Raw genomic sequence first — 25,361 nt, 5'->3', positions numbered from 1 at the left:
TCCTTTTGCATTTGAAGCGGAAGGAGTATTTTAACTATAGTCAGGAAAGCGGTTACATTCAAAGCCTCCAAATAGAAGGGGGAAGATTCAGATGAGATTGCATGTAAATGAAACAGCACGGGCTTATCTGGCCCAAGGAATGAAAGAAAAGGAATATTTGAGGTATGTAGCGGAGTGTGTCGAAAGCCTTTTGATACAATGGGGCTTACAAGCCGAACTAATACCGATGTGGAATAGCGGAAATGATGATTGTGTACTGGTCATCAAGATTGAAAAGCAAATTTTTTCACTAGTATTGGAAGCTTCCAGTATATATGCCCTCCAAAAGAGAGACCCGTATGCTCTGGACCTTGTCATATGGCAGGAAATCAAAGCGCAGGGTATTACCCTTGAACAGGATGATTATTTAGATACAGTATTTAACACACGGGTATCTTCTTGAAGAATCTAAAAAAACCTTAACCTAAATGGTTAAGGTTTTTTTAGATCAGTAAGCTTTCGCTGCATCATGATAATATTTGAACTCGAGCAAATTGTTAGCCGGATCAATCAGGAAAAAGGTCATATGTTCTTCTTGTTTCCCTTTGAATCGAACCATCGGCTCCTGGAAAAATGGCAGTTCCTGATTTATGGCGAATTCCAATGTTTTTTCGTAATCTTCTCTTTCTAGAAAAGTTACTCCATAATGTCTTGGGTACATTTTTGGTTCTGAATCGATATTGTCCGGGCTTAGATGACATACAACCTGATCCCCAAAGAAGTTGAATGTTACTCTGTCGGCATATCTCCGAGCAAGTTGACATCCCATTTTTTCATAGAATTCTACTGTCTCATCAAGATTTTTACACGGTATGGCTAAATGAAAGACTTTATTTGTATCCCTCACGGTTAATTCCTCCCTTAACAAGATGAAAAGTGTCTGATCGCAGGCCTAGCCGCAATGTTTCCAGGGCAATTGGATCCGTGAAAGGTATGTTGGCCAAGTTGACATTCGGTCCCAGTCTTTTAATAAAGAATGTTTGCATTTTTTTATTAGGTGCTTCGAAGATAAGTTGCTCGATACCCAAGTTGGAGGATAAGATTTCTTCGAAGATATCAAATCGGATATCACCATCCTCCCGGCATATTCCGCTAGTACCGCTTTCTCGTGCTTCTGTGATTACTTTGTCCGCTCCAGCTTCCAAGTCCTCCAGGATAAATTCCATCCATTCCGAAGAATCTTGACCAGTAGACGCTGCGGAGTCCTTGCTGCCTACTTCACTGAAAACAGTGAAATGTCCAGAAAAAGCAGATATATATTCTGCTTTTTTACGGTTGGAAAGATTGATGGTACCGTTGGATATTTCCACATACCGACAGCCGAATGACTGGCAATAATCCATATATGCTTCCACTTTATCCTGGCTGAGGAATTTTTCAAAAAGGGTGCCGCCAAAGAAAAATGCTACATTCTCTTTCTGGAGGCAATCAATTTTTTCTTGCAAACCACCAGTGATGATAGAAGTCCCCCAACCAAATTTGACAAAATCCACATATTCACTGGTACTGCTGATTGTATCCCGGAATAATTGAAGCGGGACTCCGTTGTCAATCAAAATGGTCTGGCCGTTTTGTCGGGGTTTTGTTTCACGAGTCGGTAGAGTTAATTCATGACTGTTCATTGTATGACCCTCTCGATCTTTGAATTTCTACAGAGCTGTTAAAAACAGCTAAATTCATTTACAAAACTCAGTATATTCGCCTAAAAACGAAGTGTGCCTTCCACCAATAAACATAGTCAGTTTGAACAATTACAGAGATGGTTGAATACATTGACATAAGACACATACCTAAATTTGGATTGGATGTATTTTTAGGAGAGCGAAGAGAGGGGTAATTATGGAAAAACGATTAACTTATGATAATTGGAATGAACAAACACAGCTAAATATTATAGAAGAAAACAAAGATTTCCTGGATATTCTTAAATGGGCATATCGGACATATGGGGACAGTATTTTATACTCCTGCAGCTTTGGTGCAGAAGGAATTGTACTACTTGATTTAATCTCCAAGATAGCGCCTGGAGCTAGAGTGGTATTTCTGGATACGGGTGTTCATTTCAAGGAGACTTATGACTTAATCGAACAAGTGAAAAAAAAGTATCCCGTACTCCGGATTGACTTAATTAAACCGGACCTTTCATTGGAGCAGCAAGCAGAAAAGCATGGTGAGCGTCTATGGGAGACAAACCCGAATCTGTGCTGCAATCTTCGGAAATTGCAGCCGCTTGCGAAAGAATTGGGCCAAGTTGATGCTTGGATATCAGGTTTGAGAAGAGAACAATCACCGACTAGAAAGCATGTGGAATATATAAATAAAGATGAACGGTTTAAAAAAGTGAAAATCTGTCCGCTGATTCATTGGACTTGGGATGACGTATGGAACTACATTCAACTAAACGACCTGCCGTACAACCCGCTGCATGATCAAGATTATCCCAGCATTGGGTGTGAGACTTGTACCTTGCCAGCTGAAGGTTCTTCACGTTCAGGGCGGTGGTCTTCGTTCGGAAAGACAGAGTGTGGATTGCACCAGGCTTAACAGGGGCTGTTTAATATGATTATCACTATCATAGCTTTTATCGTTGCTTTATTTTTTGCGATGAATATCGGGGCTAGCGGTGCGGCTGCATCTATGGGAATTGCTTACGGATCCGGTGCGATTAAGGTGCGCAAACTCGCCCTTGCCGTTTGTGCTGTCGGAGTTTTCCTGGGGGCTTCGCTTGGTGGTGGGGAAGTCGCGAAAACACTAGGCTCCAAAATAATTCCGGAAGATATCATTTCTATCCACATTGCTCTGGTCATATTGGCTGCTGCAGCCATCTCTTTATTTTTGGCCAATCTTGCCGGGATTCCCCTGTCGACAAGCGAAGTGACTGTCGGTGCGATAGTTGGAGTGGGTATTGCATTCAAGGCGTTGTTTGTGAAGACCCTGATAGTGGTTGTCATGTACTGGATCATCGTCCCTGTTGTTGCTTTCTTCTTAGCTGTGGCGGCAAATAAAATGATTCGCCGGATAGAAGGGCGATGGACGTTTTTAGCATTTGGAAGATGGCCGAAAATCCTGGCTGCCTTTGTTATTGCTGCGGGCTTTTTGGAAGCATTTTCGGCTGGGATGAATAACGTGGCAAATTCAGTAGGTCCATTGATTGCTTCAGGGATGATGACGATCGGGCAGGGTACACTGATCGGCGGAATCTTCGTTGCGTTGGGCGTATTGCTGCTGGGCGGCAAAGTCATGGAAACAAACGGAAAAAAAATCACAGAACTCAATCTGCTTCAAGGTGGAACAGTCTCTTCGATTGGTGCCGTTCTGGTGATTTTCGCCTCTTTGTTCGGCATTCCAATTCCCCATACTCAAGTGACTACATGCAGCATATTAGGAATCGGAATGTCTGATAAGGGTTGGAGGATTTTTGAAAAAGCCGTCATTACAAAGCTGTTGAAAATTTGGGTTGTATCTCCATTTTTTTCGTTGGTTATCTCTTACAATCTTGTCATTGTTTTTCTTGATTTTGATTTTTATTCATTAGGTCTGGTCTGCTGTGTATTCGTCGCTACAATCGGAATGATTGGTTTGTGGAAACCAATAAGAAAAAGTAAAGAAGTATATCCAGAAAAACCAGCGTTAAAAAAAGTGGAAGGAGCACCCTATGAATAAGTGAAATGGAGAATGGAGGAATTCGATGAAAAATCATATCATCTGGCATCCGGCTACGATTACTAAATCAGACAGACAAAGGTTGAATAACCATAAAAGCTGTGCCCTTTGGTTTACCGGCTATTCCGGTTCTGGAAAATCCACACTTGCCAATGAGGTGGATCACCAGCTGTTTTCCATGGGAGTGAGAAGTTTTGTGCTTGATGGAGACAATATCAGGCATGGATTGAATAAAGGATTGGGTTTTTCTAAAAACGACCGGATTGAAAATATTAGAAGAGTTGGCGAAGTGGCAAAGCTGTTTGTCGACAGCGGACAAATTGTCATGACAGCATTTATTTCGCCATACAGGGAAGACCGGGAAAACGTCAGGAAGCTGTTTAAGCAGGAAGAATTCAAAGAAATCTATGTAGAGTGCCCGTTTGAAATTTGTGAACGAAGAGATCCAAAGGGGTTGTACAAAAAGGCGAGAAAAGGGGAGATTCGTGACTTTACAGGTATCGATTCACCATACGAACCCCCGGTGGATCCTGAATTGGTAATCAGCACACATAATTGCTCCGTAGCAAAAGCGGCCGAAAAGATCATCGATTATCTGGTGGATGAAGGAGTAATTTTTAAATAAATTGTAAAGACCTGTGCCATAGAACCAGGAAAGGCCCAGGTCTTTTGATTGGCTGTTTTAGAAACAGAATAACATTTCTAATTGAGAATTTATTTCAATTAACCGTTGACAAGTGAGAATGAGAATTGTTATCATTTATTCAAGTTAAAAAACATGTTTAAACAATAATCTGGTTTGCAAACCATTATTTTTTTCATCTCAATTGAGAATGATTATCTTTATTACGAATGGAAACATTTTCTGTGGGGAAGTTACGATGAAACTAACATATTTAGCATTATCATTAGTTGTCTTATCTTTTATATCCATTTTTGTAGGGGTTTCCAATGTTTCTCCTTTAGACGTGTTCAGCTTAACGGAAGATCAACTTGACGTTCTGCTTGTAAGTCGTCTTCCAAGGCTCATAAGTATTTTGATTGCTGGTATGTCGATGAGTATTGTTGGCCTTATTATGCAGCAATTGAGCCGAAACAAATTTGTTTCACCGACAACTGCTGGGACAATGGACTCTGCCAGACTGGGGATATTGGTTGCATTAATCCTGTTTCCAGCTGACGGTGTCCTTACAAAAATGAGCATTGCCTTTGCTTTTGCTTTAGCGGGCACCTTTATATTCATGAAAATCCTGGACAAGATAAAGTATAAAGATGCCATCTTTATTCCACTGGTCGGCCTGATGTTTGGGAACATTGTCGGTTCCATCACAACTTTCTTCGCTTATAAGTATGATTTGATTCAAAGCGTCGGTTCCTGGCTGCATGGTGATTTTTCTATGATTATAAAAGGAAGGTATGAATTGTTATATATCAGCATTCCTGCTGTTATTATCGCCTACATATTCGCAAATCGCTTCACCATCGCAGGTATGGGGGAGGATTTTGCCACAAACTTAGGACTGAATTTCAAACAGGTAGTAAATATAGGATTAGTTATCGTCGCTCTTGTATCCTCTGTCGTGATGCTGACGGTTGGCTCGTTGCCCTTTTTAGGATTGATCGTTCCAAATATCGTCACGATTTATCAAGGCGATCACTTGAAAAAAAGCTTACATCACACTGCGTTGCTTGGTGCTGTATTCGTCTTAATCTGCGATATCTTCGGTAGAGTTATCATTTATCCATACGAAGTATCAATTGGATTGACAATTGGTGTAATCGGAAGCGGTATCTTCCTTTATTTACTGATAAGGAGAAGAGCGCATGGGTTATAAAATGAAAATCGTCATTCTAGCAATCTTGTCCATTATTCTGACCGCATTGTTTTTATTTTGGGATATCGGAGACCAGTGGGATTATGTACTACCGAGAAGAGCAACCAAAATATTTGCGATTATTCTAACTGGAAGCTGTATAGCATTCGCTACCGTAGTGTTTCAAACCATAACGAATAACAGGATTTTAACACCAAGTTTAATCGGTTTGGATTCCCTGTACATGTTGATCCAAACCATCATTGTTTTCTTGTTTGGGGGCAATGCACTTGCGATGATGAGCCGCGGCCATCATTATCTTCTATCAGTCGGTTTGATGGTCCTCTTCGCCTTAGTATTATTTAAATTTATCTTTCTTAAAAAAGAAGGAAGAAATATATACTTTCTTTTATTAGTAGGGATTATCATGGGTACATTCTTTGGGAGTATATCTTCTTTCATGCAATTACTCATCGATCCAAATGAATTTATGCTCGTGCAAGATTCCATGTTTGCCAGCTTTAACAATGTGAACGAAGATCTGCTTTTACTATCTATCGTGTTAGTGATTCTTGTCACCTTATACTTTTTTAAATATGTAAAATACTTGGATGTTCTTTCGCTGGGGCGGGACCAGGCAGTTAATTTAGGTGTACCTTATGATTCTGTTGTAAGACAATTATTGATTGTCATTGCTGTACTTGTGTCCGTTTCAACTGCCTTAGTGGGCCCTATAATGTTTTTGGGTTTGCTGGTAGTAAACGTGGCTCATGAATTTTTGAAAACTTACCGGCACTCCTACTTAATTGCAGGGTCTATCTTAATTAGTATCGTTGCTTTAGTTGGTGGACAGCTGATTGTCGAAAGATTGTTCACCTTTTCTACAACAGTAAGTGTCATTATCAATTTCATAGGCGGCGTATATTTTATATTCCTGCTGCTAAAGGAGAATCGATCATGGTAGAAGTCAAAAGTGTTACGAAATCATATGGAAATAAACCTGTCGTGAGTGATGTTTCCTTAAATATTGCTAAAGGAAAAATAACTTCTTTTATTGGTGCTAACGGGGCTGGAAAGAGCACCTTGTTATCGATGGTTTCCAGACTAATTCCGAGGGACAAGGGACACGTACTGTTAGACGGTAAAGAAATTACGTCTTACAAAAGCAATGATCTGGCAAAGTCAATCTCCATCTTGAAACAGTCCAACAATGTCAATATTCGTATTACAGTCCGGGAGCTTGTCAGCTTTGGGAGGTTTCCTTATTCCCAGGGAAAATTGGACAAAGAGGATTGGAAACAGGTCGATGAATCGATTCAATACATGGAGTTGGAAGATTTACAAGACAAGTTTATCGATCAGCTTAGTGGTGGACAGCTACAGCGAGCATATATCGCTATGGTATTGGCTCAGGATACGGAATATATATTGCTTGATGAACCACTTAATAATCTGGATATGAAACATTCTGTTCAAATTATGAAAGCATTAAGAAAAATGGTTGATGAACTTGGAAAGACCATCGTCATTGTCATTCATGATATTAATTTCGCTTCCTGTTATTCAGACTTCATTGTGGCCCTGAAAGATGGCAAGGTCATTCAAGAAGGTACTACAGAAGAAATCATAACGAATAAAGTATTGAAAGAAGTATTTGACATGGACTTTCAAATTAACCAAATCAATGGAAATCGTATTTGTGTTTATTTTACTTAACGAAGCATTTTGAAAAATTTAAATAAAAAATAATAGGAGTGATAGATATGAAGAGAAATATCTTATTCGCGTTGGTGGCGGCAGTACTTATGATATTAGCTGCTTGTGGAACAAATGATTCTGGGGAAGCATCTGAAGCAACAGCAGCAGACAATGAGACAGCATCTGAAAATCAAGAAACATCAGGAGACGCAGCTGAAATTACTGTTTCACATGAATTAGGAGAAACAGTAGTACCTAAGAATCCGGAAAATGTAGTAGTATTTGATTTTGGAGCGTTGGATATCCTGGATAGCTTAGGTGTCGAAGTCGGCGGTGTAGCCAAAGGAAGCTCTTTGCCCGATTATTTGTCAGAATATAATGAAGATGGTTATGTGAATGTAGGGAGTTTAAAAGAGCCCGATTTTGAAGCGATTAATGCTATGGAACCCGAACTGATTATTATTTCGGGCAGGCAGTCCGCTGCATATGAAGATCTAAGTGAAATTGCCCCAACTATTTATGTTGGTGTAGATAATGAAAATTACATGGAATCTTTTACTAACAATGTTAATACGTTAGCAGAAATCTTCGATAAAGAAGCAGAAGCTGAAACACAATTAGCAAAAATAAATGACAAAATTTCAGAAGTTCAAGAAATGACTTCCGATAGTGAGGAAACTGGTCTGGTTGTATTGACTACTGGCGGTAACTTAAGTGCATTTGGAGCCGGTTCACGTTTTGGCGTCATTCATGATGTATTCGGTGTGACCCCTGCTGACGAAAATATTGAGACAGAAGGACCTCATGGAATGAAAGTAACATTTGAATATATTGCTGAAACAAACCCTGATTATTTATACATCATTGATCGTGATGCTGTAGTGGGTGGAGATCAAGCTGCAAGCGAGGTATTTAACAACGAGCTGGTCGATAAAACAAATGCAGCCAAAAATGATAAGTTGATCTATCTGGACCCGGCTGTCTGGTATTTATCCGGCGGCGGTTTAACAGGTACTGCTAAGCAGGTGGATGAAGTCAAAGAAGGACTCGAATAGTATCTTTCAAAAGGAGACCATGCAATGCTGTGGTCTCTTTTTGTGCAGGAGAAGACTTTTTTATGAGCAGGGGACTTAGGTGTAATGGTACAGACTTGGGTTTTTCTGGAGGCCGGCATGTTTGTCTTTTATAAAGATTCAAAGAGAAATACATGGAAATGAAAACGGATTACTAATATAATAGATTTGAAACATCATTCATGACTCACAGTTACTCGTTGTGTCAAGCGAGCTGGATTGTAAACGTTTCCTGAAAATCGAGGGAAAACTACTTAATCTACATAAAGGTAGAAAAGAGGAGGAAAATGATGAGTAAAGGAATTAAAATAGCGACAATTGGCGGGGGTTCAAGCTATACCCCGGAACTGGTGGAAGGTTTTATAAGAAACTATGAGGAACTGCCGGTAAGAGAATTGTGGCTTGTAGACATCGAAGCGGGTAAAGAAAAACTTGAAATCGTCGGAAATTTGGCTAAACGAATGATTGAAAAGGCAGGGCTTCCGATTGATGTTCATCTAACATTAGATCGCAGGGAAGCATTGAAAGATGCCGACTTTGTCACTACACAATTCCGTGTGGGTCTACTGGAAGCCCGGGCCAAAGATGAACGGATTCCAATGAAATACGGAGTGCTCGGACAAGAAACCAATGGTCCAGGAGGGTTGTTCAAAGGCCTTCGTACCATTCCGGTAATCCTTGATATTTGTAAGGACATGGAAGAGTTGTGCCCTGATGCTTGGTTGATCAACTTTACTAATCCAGCGGGTATGGTGACGGAAGCCGTCCTGCGTTATTCCAATATAAGTAAGGTTGTAGGCTTATGCAACGTGCCGATCGGCATGGAGATGGGGATCGCAAAACTTCTTGATATCGATCACTCCAGAGTTCACATCGACTTTGCCGGTTTAAATCATATGGTGTACGGCTTGGACATATTTGTGGATGGTGTGAGCGTCAAAGATAAAGTAATGGACATGATAACAGATCCGGAGAACTCCAGCTTTGTTAAAAACATCAAAGGACTTGGTTGGGAACCGGAATTTATCAAGAGCTTGAATGTCCTGACATGCCCGTATCATATGTATTACTACAAATCCCGTGACATGGTCGAGAAGGCTGCTAAGAGTGCCGAAGAAGAAGGAACTCGTGCAGAAGTCGTTCAGAAGCTGGAAAAAGAGTTGTTCGAATTGTACAAGGATCCTGAACTTGACATTAAGCCTCCGCAGCTTGAAGAAAGGGGCGGTGCCTACTATTCCGATGCAGCAGTCCGGCTGATAACCTCCATCTATACCGATAAGCGGGACATACAACCAGTAAACACGGTCAATAATGGCGCAATTGCCAGCATCCCTCATGATTCCGCAGTAGAAGTAAGCTGTGTTATTACAAAAGACGGACCGAAGCCTGTCGTGATGGGTGACTTGCCTGTACCTGTCAGAGGACTTGTCCAGCAGATTAAATCTTTTGAAAGAGTTGCCGCTGAAGCAGCTGTAAGCGGTGACTATGATAAAGCTGTACTGGCTTTGACCATCAATCCTTTGACCCCTTCGGATACAGTAGCGAAGCAAATTGTTGACGAAATGATGGAAGTACATAAAGAGCATTTACCGCAGTTTTATTCCAAAGTAGAAGCATGAGAAAAAGCCCCTTCTTGATTCGAAGGGGCTTTTTTGTGTCCTTGTTTGGAGAATCTGCCAGGCATGGGTATACTTAGAAAGTAAGTGAATGTAGGAGGGTACCCAAATGAATGGCAGAAATCGAAAAGATATTGAGAAGGGCATGGAAGTAGATATTGTACTGAAAAAAGATCAGAGAAGCGGTGCATTGACTCGTGGAATCATCAAAGATATCCTGACGAATTCTCCGACACATCCGCACGGAATCAAAGTCCGTTTAGAAGATGGACAAGTGGGCAGAGTGAAGAATATCATCGAGTAATAACAGGATGGCACCGGAAAGGACATGTCTGGAACTTTAAATAGAAATAACAGAAGGCTGCCTGGCAGGCGATCCTGCCAGGCAGCCTTTTTATTTCAATAGACCCAAGGACGCTAAGCCTTTATAAATACCGTCATCATTTACTGTCGCAGTTTTATGTTTCGCAAATTCGAACAAATCGGGGTGCGCGTTACCCATCGCGAAGCTTTCTCCGACTGCCTGCATCATTTCCCTGTCGTTCATGCCGTCACCGAAAGCGATGGCACTTTCCTTCGGTATTTCAAGTAAATTTAATATTTTTGAGATTGCCTTTCCTTTGTTGACACTATGCCTGATAACGTCGTAACACTGATCTAAGTTACCGACGTTGACAGGGGAAAAGTGAAGATCGTCTTCGACTTTGTAACGGGCAGGTTCGGTTTTAGACAGTTTCATCAATGTCACACCTAAAATCTGGTCGATGAATTCAGGTCCGAATAAATCGTTCTTTTTTAACTGGAAGGTATCTATGAACTCCTGGACGGCTTTGTCTTCCATGGAAGTGAAGTAGTTTTTTTCACTAGTGTACAAAACCATTTGGTGATCATTTTCTTTCGCAGTCCGGACAAAGTGCTCGATCGTACTGCTTTTCATTGGCTCGTCCACGATAATTTCATCTTTATAGATGGCGTAGCCCCCGTTGTACCCAATAAAAGATTGAACATTCAACTGCTCGGCAATATCCGCCACCTCATGGAGCGGCCTCCCGGTTGCAAGGAACACTTCCACTCCTTGGTTTTTCACACGTAAAATCGCTTCCTTTGTTGAATCCTCTATCGAGTGGTCGGGTTTAACTATAGTGCCGTCAATGTCTAAAAATAGAATCTTGTAATCAGTCATCCTCGCTCTCCTTCATCTACATTATTGTCTGAACAAATCATACCACAATTAGAGGTTTGATTGGTATCGAGGCTGTGGTGTTTGGAATTTAAGAGCGGAATACCATTCAAGTATCCTTTGTTGTTAAGCTTTCCAAACATTTTTAGTTTTGTCTCTTAAAACAAATCTCTTTATTTATTTTTATCATTTCCTTACTCTTAAATAAGAACATTACGAGCAAAAGAGGGGTCATCAAATGAAACAAGTACATAGTGATATTATTACATTTCGAGGTTCCCATTATGATTTTGGATATAAGCAGGGGAAAATGTTGAAGGACTCTCTTATTATTCAAAACAGGGCGAGGCAGTGGAAAGTCAGAAAACCTCGTTTCAGCATAAATGAACAAGATGCAAAACAAGTATTTAAGCAATTCGGACCGGGGGTCTGGGAAGAATTGATCGGGCTCGGTGATGCGTTGGAATGGCCGATGGATAAAGTTCTCCAGGAGTTTGGCGGTTTTCGTGTAAATCATGTGAAATCGGGTTGTTCTATTTTAACTGGAGATCAATATTTCATCCGCAATTACGACTATCACCCGAAAACATATGAAGGCCGTTATGTCTTTTTTCAGCCGAATGATCAGGGATATGCGACTGTTGGACCGTCTCAAAGGATCACAGGGCGTCCAGACGGTATGAACGAAAAGGGTCTTGTATTGGGATACAATTTCATGCACCGTAAAAAGCCTGGCGATGGATTTATCTGTTGTGCAATCGGCAGAATTGTTTTAGAGACCTGCGCTAATGTGGATGAAGCTGTTTCCTTGCTGAAAGAGCTGCCGCACCGTCATTCTTTCAGTTATATTGTATTCGACAGAAGTGGTGAGACTTACATTGTTGAAGCATCGCCAAGGGGTGTAAAAGTGCGCCAATCAAAGATTTGCACCAATCATTTTGAAATAATGAAACATGAAAATAGAAACTACCTGGTTGATTCAGAACGCCGACTGAATATCCTGGAGGAACAAAGCCAGGAATATTCCGAAGCGATACAGGCTTTCCGGCTGATGAACGATTCAGATAAAGGAGTTTTCTCTGACCAATATCGGAATTGGGCCGGAACCATCCATACATCTGCCTACTTCCCGAGAGAATTGAAAACCTGGATGGTGCTTGGCGGGGATCAGGAACCGACCGAATTCAGTTTTGGTTCATGGCTCGCTGGAAAAGAAATAGAACAAAAGAAAATCACAGGAATGATCAATACAGATATACCTTTTGTCCATATGGAAGCAAATGCAGTATGGATGCGCAGCGACCGATAAGTAAACGGCTGAAAGAGATAACTTCTTTCAGCCGTTTTTTAGGCCATTCACCTATTTTAATCTGTCGACATAGGCTATTGTACAGTAATTTTCAAACAAGGGAGTGCTGTGGAATATGAGAGGGAAAGCAATCAACTTCTATGCCGGCGGTAATACGGCCAAAGGTTTTTACAGTTTATTCGATTCCAGTTTGGAAGGCTTGGAATCTGTATTTTTATTAAAGGGCGGTCCAGGGACAGGGAAATCTACGATGATTAAAAAGCTTGGTGACGAGTGGCAGGAGAAAGGGTATGATGTTGAGTTAATTCATTGTGCTTCGGACAATGACTCACTGGACGGGTTGATTATTCCCGCCTTGAAATTCGGTATCTTTGACGGAACAGCTCCACATATCCTGGAACCGAAAGCTCCCGGTGCGGCGGAACAGTATGTCAATCTTGGGCTTGCTTGGGATACAGCATGGCTTTCAGGGAAAAGGGAAGATATTTTGCATTTGCAGGATGATATCGAAAAAATGTACAAAAAAGCCTACCAATCTTTTGAAGACGGGCTTCGTGTCCACGATGATTTGGAAGAAATCTATATAGCACAACTCGATTTTGCCAAGGCAAATCAGCTGACAGAAGAGCTGATAGCAAAGATTTTCCAAGGAAGTAAAGAAAGAAAACGGGAAGCTAGAACGAAACACCGCTTCCTTGGAGCTGCTACACCGGAAGGAGCCGTCGATTTCATTCCCAATTTGACAGAGGGCACCAAACGATATTTCTTGAAAGGCAGAGCGGGAACTGGAAAGTCGACCCTGTTGAAGAAGATAGCAGCTGCAGGCACAAGGTATGGATTCGATGTAGAAGTGTATCATTGTGGTTTTGATCCGGAAAGCCTGGACATGGTGGTCATTCGTGAATTGGAAGTAAGTGTTTTCGACAGTACAGCCCCTCATGAATATGCGCCGAGCCGGCACGGAGATGAAATAATCGACTTGTATGAAAAAACAGTGGAACCTGGCACGGATGAAAAATATGAAGCCAGAATCAGTGAAGTAACAAAGCGGTATAAACAGCATATGAACGAAGGTATTGCATACTTGAAAGAAGCGAAAAAACTTCATGACCGGTTGGAACAAATCTATCTTGGCGCCATTGATTTTTCGATTGTGGATGAAATGTATGATACCATTAATACTGCTATTACAGATATAGCAGACCGAAATTAGAACAAAGAAAACAGAATCTTGTCAGTGAAGGGAATAACTGAGGAGAGAAACAACCATTATAAAATTGAATTTGGAATGATCCATGAGGATAAAAAACGCTCAGGTTGGTTGGTACCGACCCCCGAAAGTTAGAGTTATCAATCTAACTTTCGGGGGCAAACACCTGGTTCTGAGCGATTTAAGTCTGTGATAAAATCATTTCATATATTGCTCTACTAATTCGAAGCACCTTTCCTCTGTAAGGTTATTTTCGACTCTTACATATTCGTATTGCTCCATTGTTCCTCCCTCATATTTTAGCGATGCCTCTTTCGCAGTATCATCCCGGTAATCCAGCCATTCACGCTGTTCCTTTCTTAGCTGCTCCATCTTTTCTGGTGGGAGCTGCTCTTCTAAGACTCCATAAATTTCATTCAACAATCCATCCAAAATGTCGTATGCATCTCCTTCTACTTTCTTCAAAGCGAATGTTGTGTCATCTATTGGATTTTCCCGCATCTTTTCTACTTCTTTTTCGGCCTCGTTTAACTTTTTAAGATATTCTTCTTTCAGGCTAGGTCCAGTGTCAGTAGATGAGTCTTCTTCTTTTGCAGATTCATTGTTAACGGTTTCGTCTTTTTCGTTTGGATGTTGTTCGTCTGTCTCAGTTTGATCGCTCTTTGAATTGCTTTCCGTAGTGTTTTCATCAGAGGGATCTTTTTTTTCGTGTGGGGTAGAAGGGTTGTTTTCAGCCTGATTGTCGGATGTTGCACTCGATTCGTTTGATGAATTTCCGCAAGCAGCTGTTATGCCCAGTAATACTGTCAACATTACCATGAAGATTTTACGATTTTTTTTCATTATAGGTCACCTTTCTGCATTTTATTTATTGATTGTATTCAGTCAACGATCTTTAAACCAGACCGGAATTTTCATGTTTCTCAATCGTCTATACTGGTGTTTTTCTTTATTGTTAAAAGCAACAGCGGTGGAACAAGTTGGAAATAAAGCCAATTCAATTTTAACATATTGAAATGGATATTCAGCCGATAATTTAGGTGAACTTATTTTATGAAGGAATAAATTCTAAAAATTTACTAAATTAGATTGTAAGCGCTATTTTTTATTGCTAATATAATATTTAAGCAGGAAAAATTTTAGTAAAAATTTAGTGAGGTTTATCATATGGCTACGATCAAAGACATAGCGTCACGTGCAAAAGTATCTTCTTCGACGGTGTCAAGAGTATTGAATAAGGATGCATCCCTTTCAGTAACGGAAGAAACTAGAATGCGGATTTTTGCAATTGCCAAGGAGCTGAACTATAAAACAATCAAAACAAGGCATAATGAGCAAACCAGGTATCCCGGCAGTGGTCTATCCATTGGCATTATACTGTGTCAATCCTTTGAAGAAGAGTTGAATGATCCATACTTTTTATCGATACGGAAGGGGATTGAAAAGGAATGCTTCCGTAGAGGTATGGAAGCACCACATGTTCTGCCTTTGAGCACTATCACATCCAAGGTATCGGTCCGGGAATTTGATGGATTGATCGTCATCGGAAGGCTGAGCAATGAAGCATTAGAACACATCAGTGGTCATATGGACAATGTGGTCTATGTCAATCATTCACCAGATGAAGAAAAATGCGATTCTGTCATCATTGACTTTGAAAAAGCAACAAGGAACGCACTCAAACATTTCTTCCGACAGGGAATAGAGAGCGTTGGGTATATCGGAGGAAGAGAAAGAGAACACACGAAAGGAACGACACTGGAAACATATGATGAGCGGTTAACAACTTTTGAAAAAGTAATGAAGGATAAAAAGATATACCATGAAGAACATGTGTTTATCGGGGAATACAATATGTCTCAAGGTTATGAATTAATGAAAAAAGCGATAGAGACGGGACATTTGCCTGATGCATTTTTTATTGCGAGTGATCCAATGGCTATAGGTGCACTAAGAGCGCTCCAAGAGAAGCATCTCCGTGTCCCGGAAGATGTTGCTATCGTAAGTTTTGATGACATAGAAATGGCACAGTATGCCAGCACCCCTTTGACAACCATCAGAGTCCACACGGAGCAGATGGGGAGAACAAGCCTGCATTTGCTGCTGGATAGAATAAATGGTAGAGAAGTTCCTCTTAAAGTGATTATTCCGACCGAAATAATCATCAGAGAAAGCTGTGGGATTGGAACGGAGAAAGATAATCACTAGAATGAATGTTAGTGAATGTTGAATTGTAAGCGTTATATCAGTGGGATTATAAGAGTAATCATCTCAAAACTATAAATCTACAAAATGCACAGGAGGATGCAAATGATTTTTTATAATGAAAGCACAAGAGAATTCCATCTCCAAGCCAAAAATGTCAGTTATATTTTTACTGTGTTGCGAAACAATCAATTGGGACACTTGTATTATGGGAAGAAGCTGCGCCACAGAGATTCATTTGACCACTTACACAAGGAAAAACCCCGCTCAAATACAAGCAGCGTATTTGAAGGGGATGAGAGTTTTTCACTCGATGTGCAGAAGCAGGAGTTTCCTTCATATGGAACAACTGATTACCGGGAGCCTGCATACCAAATTCTTCAGTCAAATGGGAGCAGGATCACCAACTTGGAATACAAAAGCCATAAAATATATAAAGGAAAGAAGCCGTTGGAAGGACTTCCTGCTACATATGTAGAGGATGAAAACGAAGCTTCGACTTTGGAGATTTCTCTTTATGATAAATTGATCGATGTAGAAATTTTGCTAAGCTATACGGTCTTTGAAGCATATAACGCTATTACACGGTCCGTCCAGTTTGTCAATCATGGGCAAGAAGAAGTATCCCTGACAAGAGCGCTCAGTGCCAGTGTCGACTTTTTTGATTCCGACTATGAGATGGTCCAGTTGTCGGGTTCCTGGTCTCGGGAAAGACATATCAAGCAGAGAAAACTCGTTCCAGGGATGCAAAGCATTTCGAGTGCAAGAGGAGCCAGCGGGACACAGCAGAATCCTTTTCTTGCATTGAAGCGTCCTGCTGCGGATGAGCACCAAGGGGAGGTATATGGATTCAGCTTTGTCTACAGTGGAAACTTCCTGGCGCAGGTGGAAGTTGATCAATATGACGTTTCCAGAATGATGATGGGCATCAATCCTTTCGATTTTAACTGGCTGTTGGAAAGCGGGGAAAGTTTTCAAGCACCCGAGGTCGTCATGGTTTACTCTGACAAAGGTTTAAACGATATGAGTCAGACATACCATGAACTTTATCGCAAGCGACTGGCTCGTGGAAAATGGAGAGACAAAGAGCGTCCGGTTCTGACAAACAATTGGGAAGGTACTTATTTTGATTTTGATGAGCAGAAAATCTTGGAGATCGCCGGGGCTTCCAAGGAATTGGGCGTCGAGTTGTTTGTGCTTGACGATGGCTGGTTTGGAAAAAGAGATGATGACACTACCTCATTAGGCGATTGGTTTGTCGATAAGCGCAAGCTGCCAAACGGTGTGACAGGACTTGCGAAACAGGTGAATGAGCTGGGAATGGATTTCGGACTTTGGTTTGAACCGGAAATGGTTTCGAAAAAAAGCGAATTATACAGTGCACACCCGGAATGGGTCATCCATGTGCCCGAACGCAGTCTGTCACATGGCAGAAACCAATATGTCCTGGATTTTTCCAGAAAAGAAGTAGTCGATTACATTTATAGGTCCATGGCCGAAATTTTGAGTAAGGCTCCTATTTCCTACGTGAAATGGGATATGAACCGTTACATGACAGAGATCTTTTCAGTAGACTTGCCGGCTTCCAGGCAGAGAGAATTGCCTCATCGGTATATATTGGGGGTTTATGAGCTATATGAAAGGCTCACCTCGGACTTCCCGGATGTATTATTTGAATCATGTGCCAGCGGAGGGGCCCGTTTTGATCCTGGGATGCTTCATTATGCACCGCAGACATGGACGAGCGATGATACAGATGCGGTGGAAAGATTGAAAATTCAGTATGGAACCTCCTTGGTATATCCAGTCAGTTCGATCGGCGCCCATGTCTCCGACGTTCCGAACCATCAGGTTGGCAGGATTACAAGTCTGGATACGAGAGCGAATGTAGCTTACTTTGGTGCCTTTGGATATGAACTGGATGTTACCAAGATGTCCGAGGAAGATAGAGACAAGGTAAAGCATCAAATACGTTTCTACAAGGAAAACAGGCGGCTTATTTTAAATGGAACTTTTTACCGACTTGAGAGCCCTTTCGCTGGTGACGGGAATGTGACAAGCTGGATGGTGGTTTCCGAAGACAAAAGAGAAGCATTGGTAGGTCGTTACCAAATTCTTTCACTGCCAAATACAGGTTTCAAACGGATTCTCCTGCAAGGTCTGGATAAAGAATTGGAATATTCCATTGAAGGTCTGAAGGGGACCTTCTTTGGAGATGAATTAATGTATGCTGGTATTCAACTCGATCAGTTTCCTGATGAGATACGTGCTACAGATTTTTCATCTCAAATTTTTAAACTTTCAGCAAAATAGTCTTTAATTTCAAAATAAGGAGACGGATCTTTTGGGGATCCGTCTCCTTATTGTTATTCTGTCGTTTTCTTCCAACTTTCATCCATTACCATTTTACCAGGCCAAGTATAGGCGGTAATCCCGCCGTCAACGGTGATGTCCTGTCCAGTTAAATAAGAACTGTCGTCGGAAACTAAAAATAATACAGTAGTTGCGATTTCTTTCGGCTTTCCCAATCGTCCTAAAGGAGCCAGCCATTTATTGGATTCCCTGAACTCTCTGCCGCTTTCTTCTTCTTTTGAACCTGCCAGTTTATCGATGAGTGGTGTTTCCACTGTGCCAGGTGATACAGAGTTGGCTCTTATCCCTTTCCGTCCATAATCAATCGCAATCGATTTGGTGAAATTGATAATCCCGCCTTTTGCAGCATTGTAGCCGGAACGATCCAAATCTGCAAAGCTGCCGGACATCGAAGCATTATTGACAATTGCGCCCCCATTATCCAACATAAGAGGAATGAAGAATTTACTCATCAAAAACGTACCGCGCAAGTCAGTTTGATTGATTTCATCAAAAAGCTCTACAGGATACTCGTGCACTTTTCCCCCTTCTTGATCTGTACCTGCATTATTGAATAATGCATCCACGGTACCATAATCTTGTTTCACTTGCTCTGCGAAGGCTTTTACATCGGTCTCTTTGGAAACATCCACTTCATAGCTCCTGGCAGTTCCGCCTTCGTTGTTAATCGATTTGACGGTCTCTTCTAATTCTTTTTTCTTAATATCAGCAATCAAAACAGTGGCGCCTTCGTTGGCAAAGACTTCGGCAGTTGCTTTACCGATTCCGGTCGCTCCGCCAGTTACGACTGCTACCTTATTTTGTAATTTTCCCATTTTATCAACCTCCTGATTTATAAAATGTATCCATGTAAGTTGATTAGTAAACATTTTGATCAAGATTGTTGAATTTCGCGGAAAAGACTCTATTTCGTGATGGTATCGACTATAATGATAGAGAGAAAATACTAATATTAGAGGCGATAAAGTGAAAAAGAAGATTTATATTTCCATAAGTGCAATTACTCTGGCTGTGTTAATTGTGCTGGTTGCGGGTGCTAATTACTTTTACGGAGAAAGTGTCAAGCGCGGGAAAGTCGTAGAGCTTCATAAAGAAGCTGATACAGTTGAAGTGTTCGCAAATAGCCAGGAGCAAAAAATCCTTGAACAGGCAAAAATATGGTTTAATCGACAAGCTATGGAAGTAATCGAAAAAGAATCCTTCGACGGTTTGAAGTTAACGGCCGATTTCCTGGGAAATGATCAGAATACGGGAAAAGCTGTCATCCTCGCTCATGGCTACCGGGGGCAGAGCGATCAGATGGGGGATTACGCTCAATTTTATTACGACCAGGGCTTTGATGTTTTGCTTCCGGACTCCCGTGGACATGGAGATAGTGAAGGAGACTATATTGGATACGGATGGCATGACCGTCTGGATTATCTGTCTTGGATAGAGGAATTAGTGGAAAATCACCAGGCGGATAAAATAATCTTGCATGGAAACTCGATGGGTGCTGCGTTGGTTTTAATGGCAAGCGGGGAGGAGCTCCCTGAAGAGGTCAAGGGGATAATCGCAGATAGCGGATATACATCTGTTAAAGAAGAACTCTCCTACCAATTAAAACATCTGTATCATTTACCATCGTTTCCAATTATGGATATTACTAGTGCTATTACCAGACTTAGAGCAGGGTTTACTTTTGGAGAAGCGTCTGCTGTGAAGCAAGTCGCGGATAATACAAAGCCGCTGCTGATAATCCATGGCGACAAAGATGAACTGGTTCCGACGGAGATGGCGTATGAGCTATTTGATGCTGCAGGTGGCGACAAAGAATTATGGATTGTGCCTGACGCAGGGCATACGAAAGCATACTCGGTTGCAACGTTAGAGTTTCAAAACAGGGTGCAGGATTTCATTGAGCGATCGATGAATAAATGAATGATTAATAGAGAATCGAAAAGTTTCTATTAAATTTTGTTGAATAAGTGTTTGTTATACTCTACAATTTATATGGGTCAATTAGAGAGAAAGAAAGGAGTCACCATGAGACTTAAAGTAACTTTTTTGGTCATGGTTGTCGTCATGATTCTGGCAGGTTGTGGACAAAGCCAGCTGGATGAGCCGGTAACTTTGAAGAATCAAGATGATCAAGCGGTAACTTTCCCGATGGAGAAGCCGGTTTTATTCTTTTTCATTACCACATACACCTGAAGTCTCTGCCAACAACAGCTGGTTCAGCTGCATGAAAATCTGGATGAATTTCAGGATATGGATCTGGAAATGTATATTGTAAGTAAAGATACTACCGAGCAGCAAAAAGAACTGTCAATTGGTATTAGAGAATACACTGGAGAAAATAGCCTTCCGTTTATCTCTGATCCGGATTTTACTCTCATCGACACAATGGGAATGAAAGACCAGGACAGTGCTGCCCGAGGATACGGCCTCCTTGATACAAATGGCAATGTCGTCTTCCAGACGCAAAATGACCATTGGGGAGAAGAAATCGAGAAGACCGCTGCAGAAATAAAAAAAGAGTACAATAAGTTAACTGATTAATAGATGAATAGATAGAAGATACTGTCCTTGTGCAAAAGCAAGGGCAGTTTTTTTATTGCCAGCTTCTCTTTACATCCAAGACGGAAATAAGATTACTCGTTCAAAAAACTGCACAGTAACCATAAACTTCGACATAACTTTTTTGTGACTTCCTTCCATTCTTTTCGGATTGAGTGGGTAGTCCAGCGCTGCGGAAAAATACTCGCTTTCCGTGGGGAACGCTTCAGCTTCCTTGAAAATACAAATCGATTTTCTGCGTGCGATGTCTCGCTGTCGAAGCGTTACTTGGGCCTGCGATTACTCGGCCCACCGAAAACCATTGTCCTCGGTGCAAAGACCGCCCCTGCGGGATCTTCAGACTGTTCCTTTCCCACTGGAGTCTCGCATTTTTCCTTCGCTTTGGATAGAACATATAATCAAGTGGGAAATGGTCCTAGATTTGTTTAACATGGGATAATCCTTAGCCAGTATTCAGAAAAAATCTAAAAGCGAAGTGTTCTGCCGCAGCGAGTCCATGCACTCAACGATCATCAGAACAACAAGAAATAGAATTGTCACTATGTCGCAGTTTGCCTCAAATGTTAAATTTTTTTAAAAGGTACTGTATGGGGGGACCCGGTTTTAGGGTGGGGATAGAAAATTTCGCGATCAAATGTTGTTATAACGCCTTTGGAAAAGGGTAGATAAGTATAATCATGACAGCGAGAGGAGCAGAGTATAGTGAAAGTCGGAGTGATAGGAGCCAGTGGTAAAGCTGGAAGTTTAATAGCGAAAGAGGCTGTAGACAGAGGGCACGAAGTTACAGGTATCGTTAGAAATGCCTTTAAATTGAAGACCAAGTATATGGAAGTCCTGGAAAAAGACCTATTTGACCTGACGGCATCCGATTTAACCGAATTCGACATTGTCGTGGATGCGTTTGCCCCCTCCACCGGGCAAGAAAACCTTTTTCTGGAAGCCGGCACCTTACTAATAAAAGCACTGGAACAAAGCAGTACCAGACTGATTGTCGTAGGAGGGGCCGGGAGTTTGTTCATAGATGAGACAAAGGAAACCCGATTGCTGGAGACACGGGAATTCCCGGATTTTCTCCGCCCTACTGCAGAGCAACAACTCGAAACACTGAAAATGCTGGAGCAGACAAAAAATCTTAATTGGACATATATCAGTCCCGCGGTGTCTTTCGAAGCAAATGGACGGAGAACCGGATTTTATAAAAAAGGGACGGATTATGTCATCGGAAATAAACGAGGTAAGAGTCATATCAGTTATGCAGATTATGCGATTGCCGTAATCGATGAAATTGAAAATGAAGAACATAATAAAGAGCGATTCACTGTAGTGGGAGAAGAGTAAACTACTAAACTGTGAAATTCTCCTGTTGACCTTTTAATCGAAATGCTGTATATTATGTTTACAAGCTACTTTGTACGTAATGATAATAAGTTTTAACCTTTAAACTGTAATAGGGAGTTTTAAATTGAGTGTGAAATGTCAAGCCTCCAACATGCAGTGGAAGACAGGAAGCATTCTGCGAACACCCACTTTGAGGAGTGGTGGTTTAAAACTTTATTACGAAAAGTTACGGCAATGGTGGCTCTAACCATTTAAATGTTAAACCAGTCCTTAGGGGCTGGTTTTTTTGTTTTAAAATTGAGTCCATGCATGAATTACCAGCTTTCTCCTGTTGACACTTTTTGCGCCATCTGCGACAATAAATTTAATTAAATATTGGTACCTTTAATTCAGTCCAGTGAGGCTGACAAGGACAGCGGAGAACCGCAAGGGATCATAAGCACGTGTGTGTGTGTCTTTTATCGCTTGCAAATATGAAAAGCTTCTTGTCAGAAATGGCAGGAAGCTTTTTTTTGCGCTCTGATTCTTTCGCTTATTTGGTACCAGTTCTACTATTATATAGGGGGAATTGGTTATGAAACATCAACATATCGACCATGATTACGCGTTGCAAACTGTGCCGCAAAGGGGAAGGAACGGCTTTTGGAAAATGCTCTTCGTCATGTTGGGCTTTACATTTTTCTCCGCAAGCATGCTGTCGGGCGGGACACTTGGCCTGGGCTTAACTTTGGAGCAGTTTATTTGGACAGTATTGGCAGGTAACTTGATTCTTGGGCTTTACACAGGAGCACTTGCGCATATTGCGGCTAAAACTGGCTTATCAACCCATCTGCTTGCTCGTTATGCATTTGGTGAAAAGGGATCTTATCTAGCTTCTTTTCTGTTAGGAGCCACCCAGGTGGGCTGGTTCGGTGTCGGCATTGCCATGTTCGCTGTGCCTGTTCAGAAGGTTACTGGTATCGACATGACTTTTCTAGTAATTATTTCTGGTCTTCTGATGACAGCTTCTGCTTTCTTTGGTATGAAAGCACTGGCAATCCTTAGCTTTGTGGCAGTTCCCGCTATAGCTGTTTTGGGAAGCTTATCCGTTTTCAAAGCGGTCGATTCCATCGGAGGAATGACAGAATTGATGGCCTATCAGCCGGCTGAATCCATCGGAATCGCCGCAGCACTTACCATCTGTGTAGGATCTTTTGCAAGTGGTGGAACGTTGACTCCCGATGTGGCCAGGTTTGCTAAGACGAAAAGATCTGCAGTCGTCACCACAATTGCCGCTTTCTTTATCGGCAATTCGTTGATGTTTATTTTTGGAGGTGTCGGAGCTGTCGTTACAGGGCAATCCGATATTTCAGAAGTGATGTTCATTCAAGGTTTGATAATACCGGCAATTCTTGTACTTGGGTTGAATATTTGGACAACCAATGATAATGCCTTGTATGCTTCCGGTTTAGGCTTTTCAAATATCACCAAAATAACCAAAAACAAAGTGGTCATCTTCAACGGAATTATTGGGACGATTTTTGCAATGTGGCTTTATAACAATTTTGTCGGATGGCTAACTTTGCTAGGCGGTGCTTTGCCTCCGATTGGGGCGATTTTGCTTGCCGACTATTTCATTTTGAACCGCGGTAAATATCGCCGATTTGAGGAAATGTCCTTTAAGACTGTTAACTGGCCGGCGCTTGTAGCATGGGCCGCTGGATTTGCTTTTGCACAGTTTGTTCCGGGAATACCTCCTCTTAATGCCATTATTGGTTCGATTATCGTTTATGCAGGTATTTCAATTGGAGTGGAAAAAATAAAAAAATCGGCTGCTTCGATGGCAGTGGAAAAAGGGGCTTAACAGATTGATTATCACAAATGCAGTGCTCAGAGGAAGAGAAGGCCTTTGGCAAATAGTAATCGAACAAGGTATTATCCAATCAATTACACAGGAAGAGACAAATCATGCCAATCATGACGTAATCGACGCAAATGGCAGCCTCGTTCTTCCGCCATTTATAGAACCGCATATCCACCTTGATACAACTTTGACGGCGGGTGAACCAAAGTGGAATGAAAGCGGCACACTGTTCGAAGGGATTGAAACATGGTCTGAACGGAAAAAAGCACTTACAAAGCAAGACGTGAAAAACCGGGCAGTGAAGGCACTGAAATGGCAAATTGCCCAAGGTATCCAGCATGTCCGTACACATGTCGATGTAACTGATCCTGAATTGACAGCTTTGAAGGCATTACTTGAAGTGAAACAGGAAATGGCAGACTACGTGGATTTACAACTTGTTGCTTTCCCGCAAGAAGGCATCGTTTCATTTCCGAACGGAAAAGAATTGTTGGAAGAAGCTTTGAAATTGGGAGCGGATGTAGTCGGGGGAATACCGCATTACGAATTCACCCGCGAATATGGTGTGGAATCAATGAAAATCGTGTTCGAGCTTGCCGGTAAATATGACCGCTTGATTGATATTCATTGTGACGAGATTGATGACGAACAATCACGGTTTGTAGAGGTAGTGGCCGCCGAAGCACATCGGCTTGGATTGGGCAGTCGCGTTACTGCCAGCCACACTACAGCGATGCACTCCTATAACGATGCTTATACTTCCAAGCTGTTCCGGTTGTTAAAATTGTCCGGTATAAACTTCGTTGCCAATCCGCTGGTCAACATTCACTTACAGGGACGTTTTGACACATATCCAAAAAGGCGTGGAATCACCCGTGTCAAAGAGATGCTTGATTCGGGCATTAATGTCTGCTTTGGCCATGATGATATTTTTGACCCGTGGTACCCACTCGGTACTGGAAATATGCTGCAGGTGCTGCATATGGGTATCCATGTCACCCAGTTGATGGGCTATAACCAGATTAAGGATTCGATCGACTTGATTACCACCAACAGTGCGAGGACTTTAAGTATTGAAGACTCTTACGGAATAGAGGAAGGAAAACCTGCCAACATGATTGTGTTGGGAGCCGAAGATGAATATGAGGCGGTCCGCAGACAGGCAGATGTCCGTTATTCCATCCGGAACGGAAGCATTATTGCCGAGACAAAGCCTGGGGAAACAAGCCTTTCATTCGGGGAATCTGTTGAACAAGTAATATTTAAACGTTAACCATTTCTGTTGATGAAGAGAAAGTTTTCAACAGAATCAGTTAAAAGAACCGTAGATTTCATTCTAGAAATCACGGTTTTTTTTACTCTATCGTTTTTCCATTTTGTGGAGAATTACCTGTTTCTATTTAAAGTCAAACAAACATAGATGCTTTATAACTCTCTAAAG

25 protein-coding genes and 1 other RNA gene are annotated in these 25,361 nt (G+C 41.6%); 21 read left to right on the top strand and 5 right to left on the bottom strand.

All coding sequences use genetic code 11. From position 1 onward, the window contains the following. Nucleotides 1-91 precede the first annotated feature (91 nt). Nucleotides 92-442: a hypothetical protein gene (locus tag CZ434_RS08545; protein ID WP_077622742.1), complete on the top strand. Its 351-nt coding sequence runs from the start codon at nt 92-94 to the stop codon at nt 440-442. Nucleotides 443-487: 45 nt separating this feature from the next. On the opposite strand, the gene CZ434_RS08540 is transcribed toward CZ434_RS08545, so the two are convergent. Next, entirely contained in the window at nt 488-886 is a 399-nt protein-coding gene (locus tag CZ434_RS08540; RefSeq protein ID WP_077622741.1) for a VOC family protein, read from the bottom strand. Then, nucleotides 870-1,661, bottom strand: coding sequence for a phosphosulfolactate synthase (locus CZ434_RS08535; RefSeq protein ID WP_077622740.1), 792 nt, complete (start codon nt 1,659-1,661; stop codon nt 870-872). The genes CZ434_RS08540 and CZ434_RS08535 overlap by 17 nt, the downstream gene beginning before the upstream one ends. Before the next feature lie 217 nt (nt 1,662-1,878). On the opposite strand from CZ434_RS08535, the gene CZ434_RS08530 reads away from it, so the two are divergent. The 9 genes from CZ434_RS08530 to CZ434_RS08490 all read left to right on the top strand — a co-directional run bounded on the left by CZ434_RS08530 (nt 1,879) and on the right by CZ434_RS08490 (nt 10,207). Further along, nucleotides 1,879-2,583, top strand: coding sequence for a phosphoadenylyl-sulfate reductase (locus tag CZ434_RS08530; RefSeq protein WP_077622739.1), 705 nt, complete (start codon nt 1,879-1,881; stop codon nt 2,581-2,583). 15 nt (nt 2,584-2,598) lie between these two features. Beyond that, a complete protein-coding gene (locus CZ434_RS08525; protein ID WP_077622738.1) occupies nt 2,599-3,702 on the top strand; it encodes a sulfate permease in 1,104 nt (367 codons plus the stop codon). 25 nt (nt 3,703-3,727) lie between these two features. Then, a complete protein-coding gene (gene cysC, locus CZ434_RS08520) occupies nt 3,728-4,327 on the top strand; it encodes an adenylyl-sulfate kinase (protein WP_077622737.1) in 600 nt (199 codons plus the stop codon). Between the two features lie 256 nt (nt 4,328-4,583). Then, entirely contained in the window at nt 4,584-5,537 is a 954-nt protein-coding gene (locus tag CZ434_RS08515; RefSeq protein ID WP_077622736.1) for an ABC transporter permease, read from the top strand. Next, nucleotides 5,527-6,480: an iron chelate uptake ABC transporter family permease subunit gene (locus tag CZ434_RS08510; protein WP_077622735.1), complete on the top strand. Its 954-nt coding sequence runs from the start codon at nt 5,527-5,529 to the stop codon at nt 6,478-6,480. The genes CZ434_RS08515 and CZ434_RS08510 overlap by 11 nt, the downstream gene beginning before the upstream one ends. After that, nucleotides 6,474-7,232: an iron ABC transporter ATP-binding protein gene (locus tag CZ434_RS08505; protein WP_077622734.1), complete on the top strand. Its 759-nt coding sequence runs from the start codon at nt 6,474-6,476 to the stop codon at nt 7,230-7,232. Before CZ434_RS08510 ends, CZ434_RS08505 begins: the two co-directional genes overlap by 7 nt. 47 nt (nt 7,233-7,279) lie before the next feature. Then, nucleotides 7,280-8,269: a siderophore ABC transporter substrate-binding protein gene (locus CZ434_RS08500; RefSeq protein ID WP_077622733.1), complete on the top strand. Its 990-nt coding sequence runs from the start codon at nt 7,280-7,282 to the stop codon at nt 8,267-8,269. Between the two features lie 308 nt (nt 8,270-8,577). After that, entirely contained in the window at nt 8,578-9,906 is a 1,329-nt protein-coding gene (locus CZ434_RS08495; RefSeq protein ID WP_077622732.1) for a 6-phospho-beta-glucosidase, read from the top strand. Between the two features lie 106 nt (nt 9,907-10,012). Beyond that, nucleotides 10,013-10,207: a YwbE family protein gene (locus CZ434_RS08490; RefSeq protein WP_077622731.1), complete on the top strand. Its 195-nt coding sequence runs from the start codon at nt 10,013-10,015 to the stop codon at nt 10,205-10,207. A 90-nt stretch (nt 10,208-10,297) separates the two neighbouring features. Here CZ434_RS08490 and CZ434_RS08485 read toward each other — a convergent pair whose 3' ends face one another. After that, on the bottom strand, nt 10,298-11,086 hold the full coding sequence (locus CZ434_RS08485) for a Cof-type HAD-IIB family hydrolase (RefSeq protein WP_077622730.1): 789 nt from the start codon (nt 11,084-11,086) through the stop codon (nt 10,298-10,300). A 235-nt stretch (nt 11,087-11,321) separates the two neighbouring features. Here CZ434_RS08485 and CZ434_RS08480 point away from each other — a divergent pair, with 235 nt between their 5' ends. Further along, nucleotides 11,322-12,392 (top strand): C45 family autoproteolytic acyltransferase/hydrolase, encoded by a 1,071-nt coding sequence (locus tag CZ434_RS08480; RefSeq protein WP_077622729.1) that lies wholly within the window; start codon nt 11,322-11,324, stop codon nt 12,390-12,392. A 115-nt stretch (nt 12,393-12,507) separates the two neighbouring features. Further along, the gene (locus CZ434_RS08475) at nt 12,508-13,605 is read left to right on the top strand and encodes a PRK06851 family protein (protein ID WP_077622728.1); all 1,098 of its coding nucleotides are present in this window, start codon (nt 12,508-12,510) and stop codon (nt 13,603-13,605) included. A 195-nt stretch (nt 13,606-13,800) separates the two neighbouring features. On the opposite strand, the gene CZ434_RS08470 is transcribed toward CZ434_RS08475, so the two are convergent. Further along, the gene (locus CZ434_RS08470) at nt 13,801-14,445 is read right to left on the bottom strand and encodes a lysozyme inhibitor LprI family protein (protein WP_077622727.1); all 645 of its coding nucleotides are present in this window, start codon (nt 14,443-14,445) and stop codon (nt 13,801-13,803) included. Between the two features lie 324 nt (nt 14,446-14,769). On the opposite strand from CZ434_RS08470, the gene CZ434_RS08465 reads away from it, so the two are divergent. Together CZ434_RS08465 and CZ434_RS08460 are read left to right on the top strand one after the other, a co-directional pair. Continuing rightward, nucleotides 14,770-15,810, top strand: a complete 1,041-nt coding sequence (locus tag CZ434_RS08465) for a LacI family DNA-binding transcriptional regulator (RefSeq protein ID WP_077622726.1) — start codon at nt 14,770-14,772, stop codon at nt 15,808-15,810. A gap of 102 nt (nt 15,811-15,912) precedes the next feature. Further along, nucleotides 15,913-18,120: an alpha-galactosidase gene (locus CZ434_RS08460; protein ID WP_077622725.1), complete on the top strand. Its 2,208-nt coding sequence runs from the start codon at nt 15,913-15,915 to the stop codon at nt 18,118-18,120. A gap of 53 nt (nt 18,121-18,173) precedes the next feature. Here CZ434_RS08460 and CZ434_RS08455 read toward each other — a convergent pair whose 3' ends face one another. Further along, entirely contained in the window at nt 18,174-18,995 is an 822-nt protein-coding gene (locus tag CZ434_RS08455; protein ID WP_077622724.1) for an SDR family oxidoreductase, read from the bottom strand. A 151-nt stretch (nt 18,996-19,146) separates the two neighbouring features. On the opposite strand from CZ434_RS08455, the gene CZ434_RS08450 reads away from it, so the two are divergent. The 7 genes from CZ434_RS08450 (at nt 19,147) to CZ434_RS08425 (ending at nt 25,193) form a co-directional block, all read left to right on the top strand. Further along, the gene (locus CZ434_RS08450) at nt 19,147-20,100 is read left to right on the top strand and encodes an alpha/beta hydrolase (RefSeq protein WP_077622723.1); all 954 of its coding nucleotides are present in this window, start codon (nt 19,147-19,149) and stop codon (nt 20,098-20,100) included. Between the two features lie 105 nt (nt 20,101-20,205). Then, nucleotides 20,206-20,373 (top strand): hypothetical protein, encoded by a 168-nt coding sequence (locus CZ434_RS22080; protein ID WP_179107215.1) that lies wholly within the window; start codon nt 20,206-20,208, stop codon nt 20,371-20,373. 18 nt (nt 20,374-20,391) lie between these two features. Further along, nucleotides 20,392-20,721 carry a redoxin domain-containing protein gene (locus CZ434_RS08445; RefSeq protein WP_077622722.1) on the top strand — a complete coding sequence of 110 codons (330 nt, stop codon included), beginning with the start codon at nt 20,392-20,394 and terminating at the stop codon, nt 20,719-20,721. Between the two features lie 720 nt (nt 20,722-21,441). Beyond that, on the top strand, nt 21,442-22,077 hold the full coding sequence (locus CZ434_RS08440; RefSeq protein WP_077622721.1) for an NAD(P)-dependent oxidoreductase: 636 nt from the start codon (nt 21,442-21,444) through the stop codon (nt 22,075-22,077). 59 nt (nt 22,078-22,136) lie between these two features. Beyond that, nucleotides 22,137-22,325: non-coding RNA, 6S RNA (gene ssrS / locus CZ434_RS08435), on the top strand. A gap of 326 nt (nt 22,326-22,651) precedes the next feature. Beyond that, entirely contained in the window at nt 22,652-23,920 is a 1,269-nt protein-coding gene (codB, locus tag CZ434_RS08430) for a cytosine permease (protein WP_077622720.1), read from the top strand. A 4-nt stretch (nt 23,921-23,924) separates the two neighbouring features. Then, the gene (locus CZ434_RS08425; protein ID WP_077622719.1) at nt 23,925-25,193 is read left to right on the top strand and encodes a cytosine deaminase; all 1,269 of its coding nucleotides are present in this window, start codon (nt 23,925-23,927) and stop codon (nt 25,191-25,193) included. The last annotated feature ends 168 nt before the right edge of the window (nt 25,194-25,361 follow it).

The organism is Sediminibacillus massiliensis (genome assembly GCF_900156915.1).
Classification (GTDB): domain Bacteria; phylum Bacillota; class Bacilli; order Bacillales; family Amphibacillaceae; genus Sediminibacillus_A; species Sediminibacillus_A massiliensis.
Note: the sequence above shows the minus strand (reverse complement) of the source record. Positions and strands in the feature narration are given on the sequence as shown.

Coding starts and splice junctions, on each gene's coding strand:
- CZ434_RS08545 (WP_077622742.1), top strand. CDS start 92: ATGAGATTGCATGTAAATGAAACAGCACGGGCTTATCTGGCCCAAGGA.
- CZ434_RS08535 (WP_077622740.1), bottom strand. CDS start 1,661: ATGAACAGTCATGAATTAACTCTACCGACTCGTGAAACAAAACCCCGA.
- CZ434_RS08530 (WP_077622739.1), top strand. CDS start 1,879: ATGGAAAAACGATTAACTTATGATAATTGGAATGAACAAACACAGCTA.
- CZ434_RS08525 (WP_077622738.1), top strand. CDS start 2,599: ATGATTATCACTATCATAGCTTTTATCGTTGCTTTATTTTTTGCGATG.
- cysC (WP_077622737.1), top strand. CDS start 3,728: ATGAAAAATCATATCATCTGGCATCCGGCTACGATTACTAAATCAGAC.
- CZ434_RS08515 (WP_077622736.1), top strand. CDS start 4,584: ATGAAACTAACATATTTAGCATTATCATTAGTTGTCTTATCTTTTATA.
- CZ434_RS08510 (WP_077622735.1), top strand. CDS start 5,527: ATGGGTTATAAAATGAAAATCGTCATTCTAGCAATCTTGTCCATTATT.
- CZ434_RS08505 (WP_077622734.1), top strand. CDS start 6,474: ATGGTAGAAGTCAAAAGTGTTACGAAATCATATGGAAATAAACCTGTC.
- CZ434_RS08500 (WP_077622733.1), top strand. CDS start 7,280: ATGAAGAGAAATATCTTATTCGCGTTGGTGGCGGCAGTACTTATGATA.
- CZ434_RS08495 (WP_077622732.1), top strand. CDS start 8,578: ATGAGTAAAGGAATTAAAATAGCGACAATTGGCGGGGGTTCAAGCTAT.
- CZ434_RS08490 (WP_077622731.1), top strand. CDS start 10,013: ATGAATGGCAGAAATCGAAAAGATATTGAGAAGGGCATGGAAGTAGAT.
- CZ434_RS08485 (WP_077622730.1), bottom strand. CDS start 11,086: ATGACTGATTACAAGATTCTATTTTTAGACATTGACGGCACTATAGTT.
- CZ434_RS08480 (WP_077622729.1), top strand. CDS start 11,322: ATGAAACAAGTACATAGTGATATTATTACATTTCGAGGTTCCCATTAT.
- CZ434_RS08475 (WP_077622728.1), top strand. CDS start 12,508: ATGAGAGGGAAAGCAATCAACTTCTATGCCGGCGGTAATACGGCCAAA.
- CZ434_RS08470 (WP_077622727.1), bottom strand. CDS start 14,445: ATGAAAAAAAATCGTAAAATCTTCATGGTAATGTTGACAGTATTACTG.
- CZ434_RS08465 (WP_077622726.1), top strand. CDS start 14,770: ATGGCTACGATCAAAGACATAGCGTCACGTGCAAAAGTATCTTCTTCG.
- CZ434_RS08460 (WP_077622725.1), top strand. CDS start 15,913: ATGATTTTTTATAATGAAAGCACAAGAGAATTCCATCTCCAAGCCAAA.
- CZ434_RS08455 (WP_077622724.1), bottom strand. CDS start 18,995: ATGGGAAAATTACAAAATAAGGTAGCAGTCGTAACTGGCGGAGCGACC.
- CZ434_RS22080 (WP_179107215.1), top strand. CDS start 20,206: ATGAGACTTAAAGTAACTTTTTTGGTCATGGTTGTCGTCATGATTCTG.
- codB (WP_077622720.1), top strand. CDS start 22,652: ATGAAACATCAACATATCGACCATGATTACGCGTTGCAAACTGTGCCG.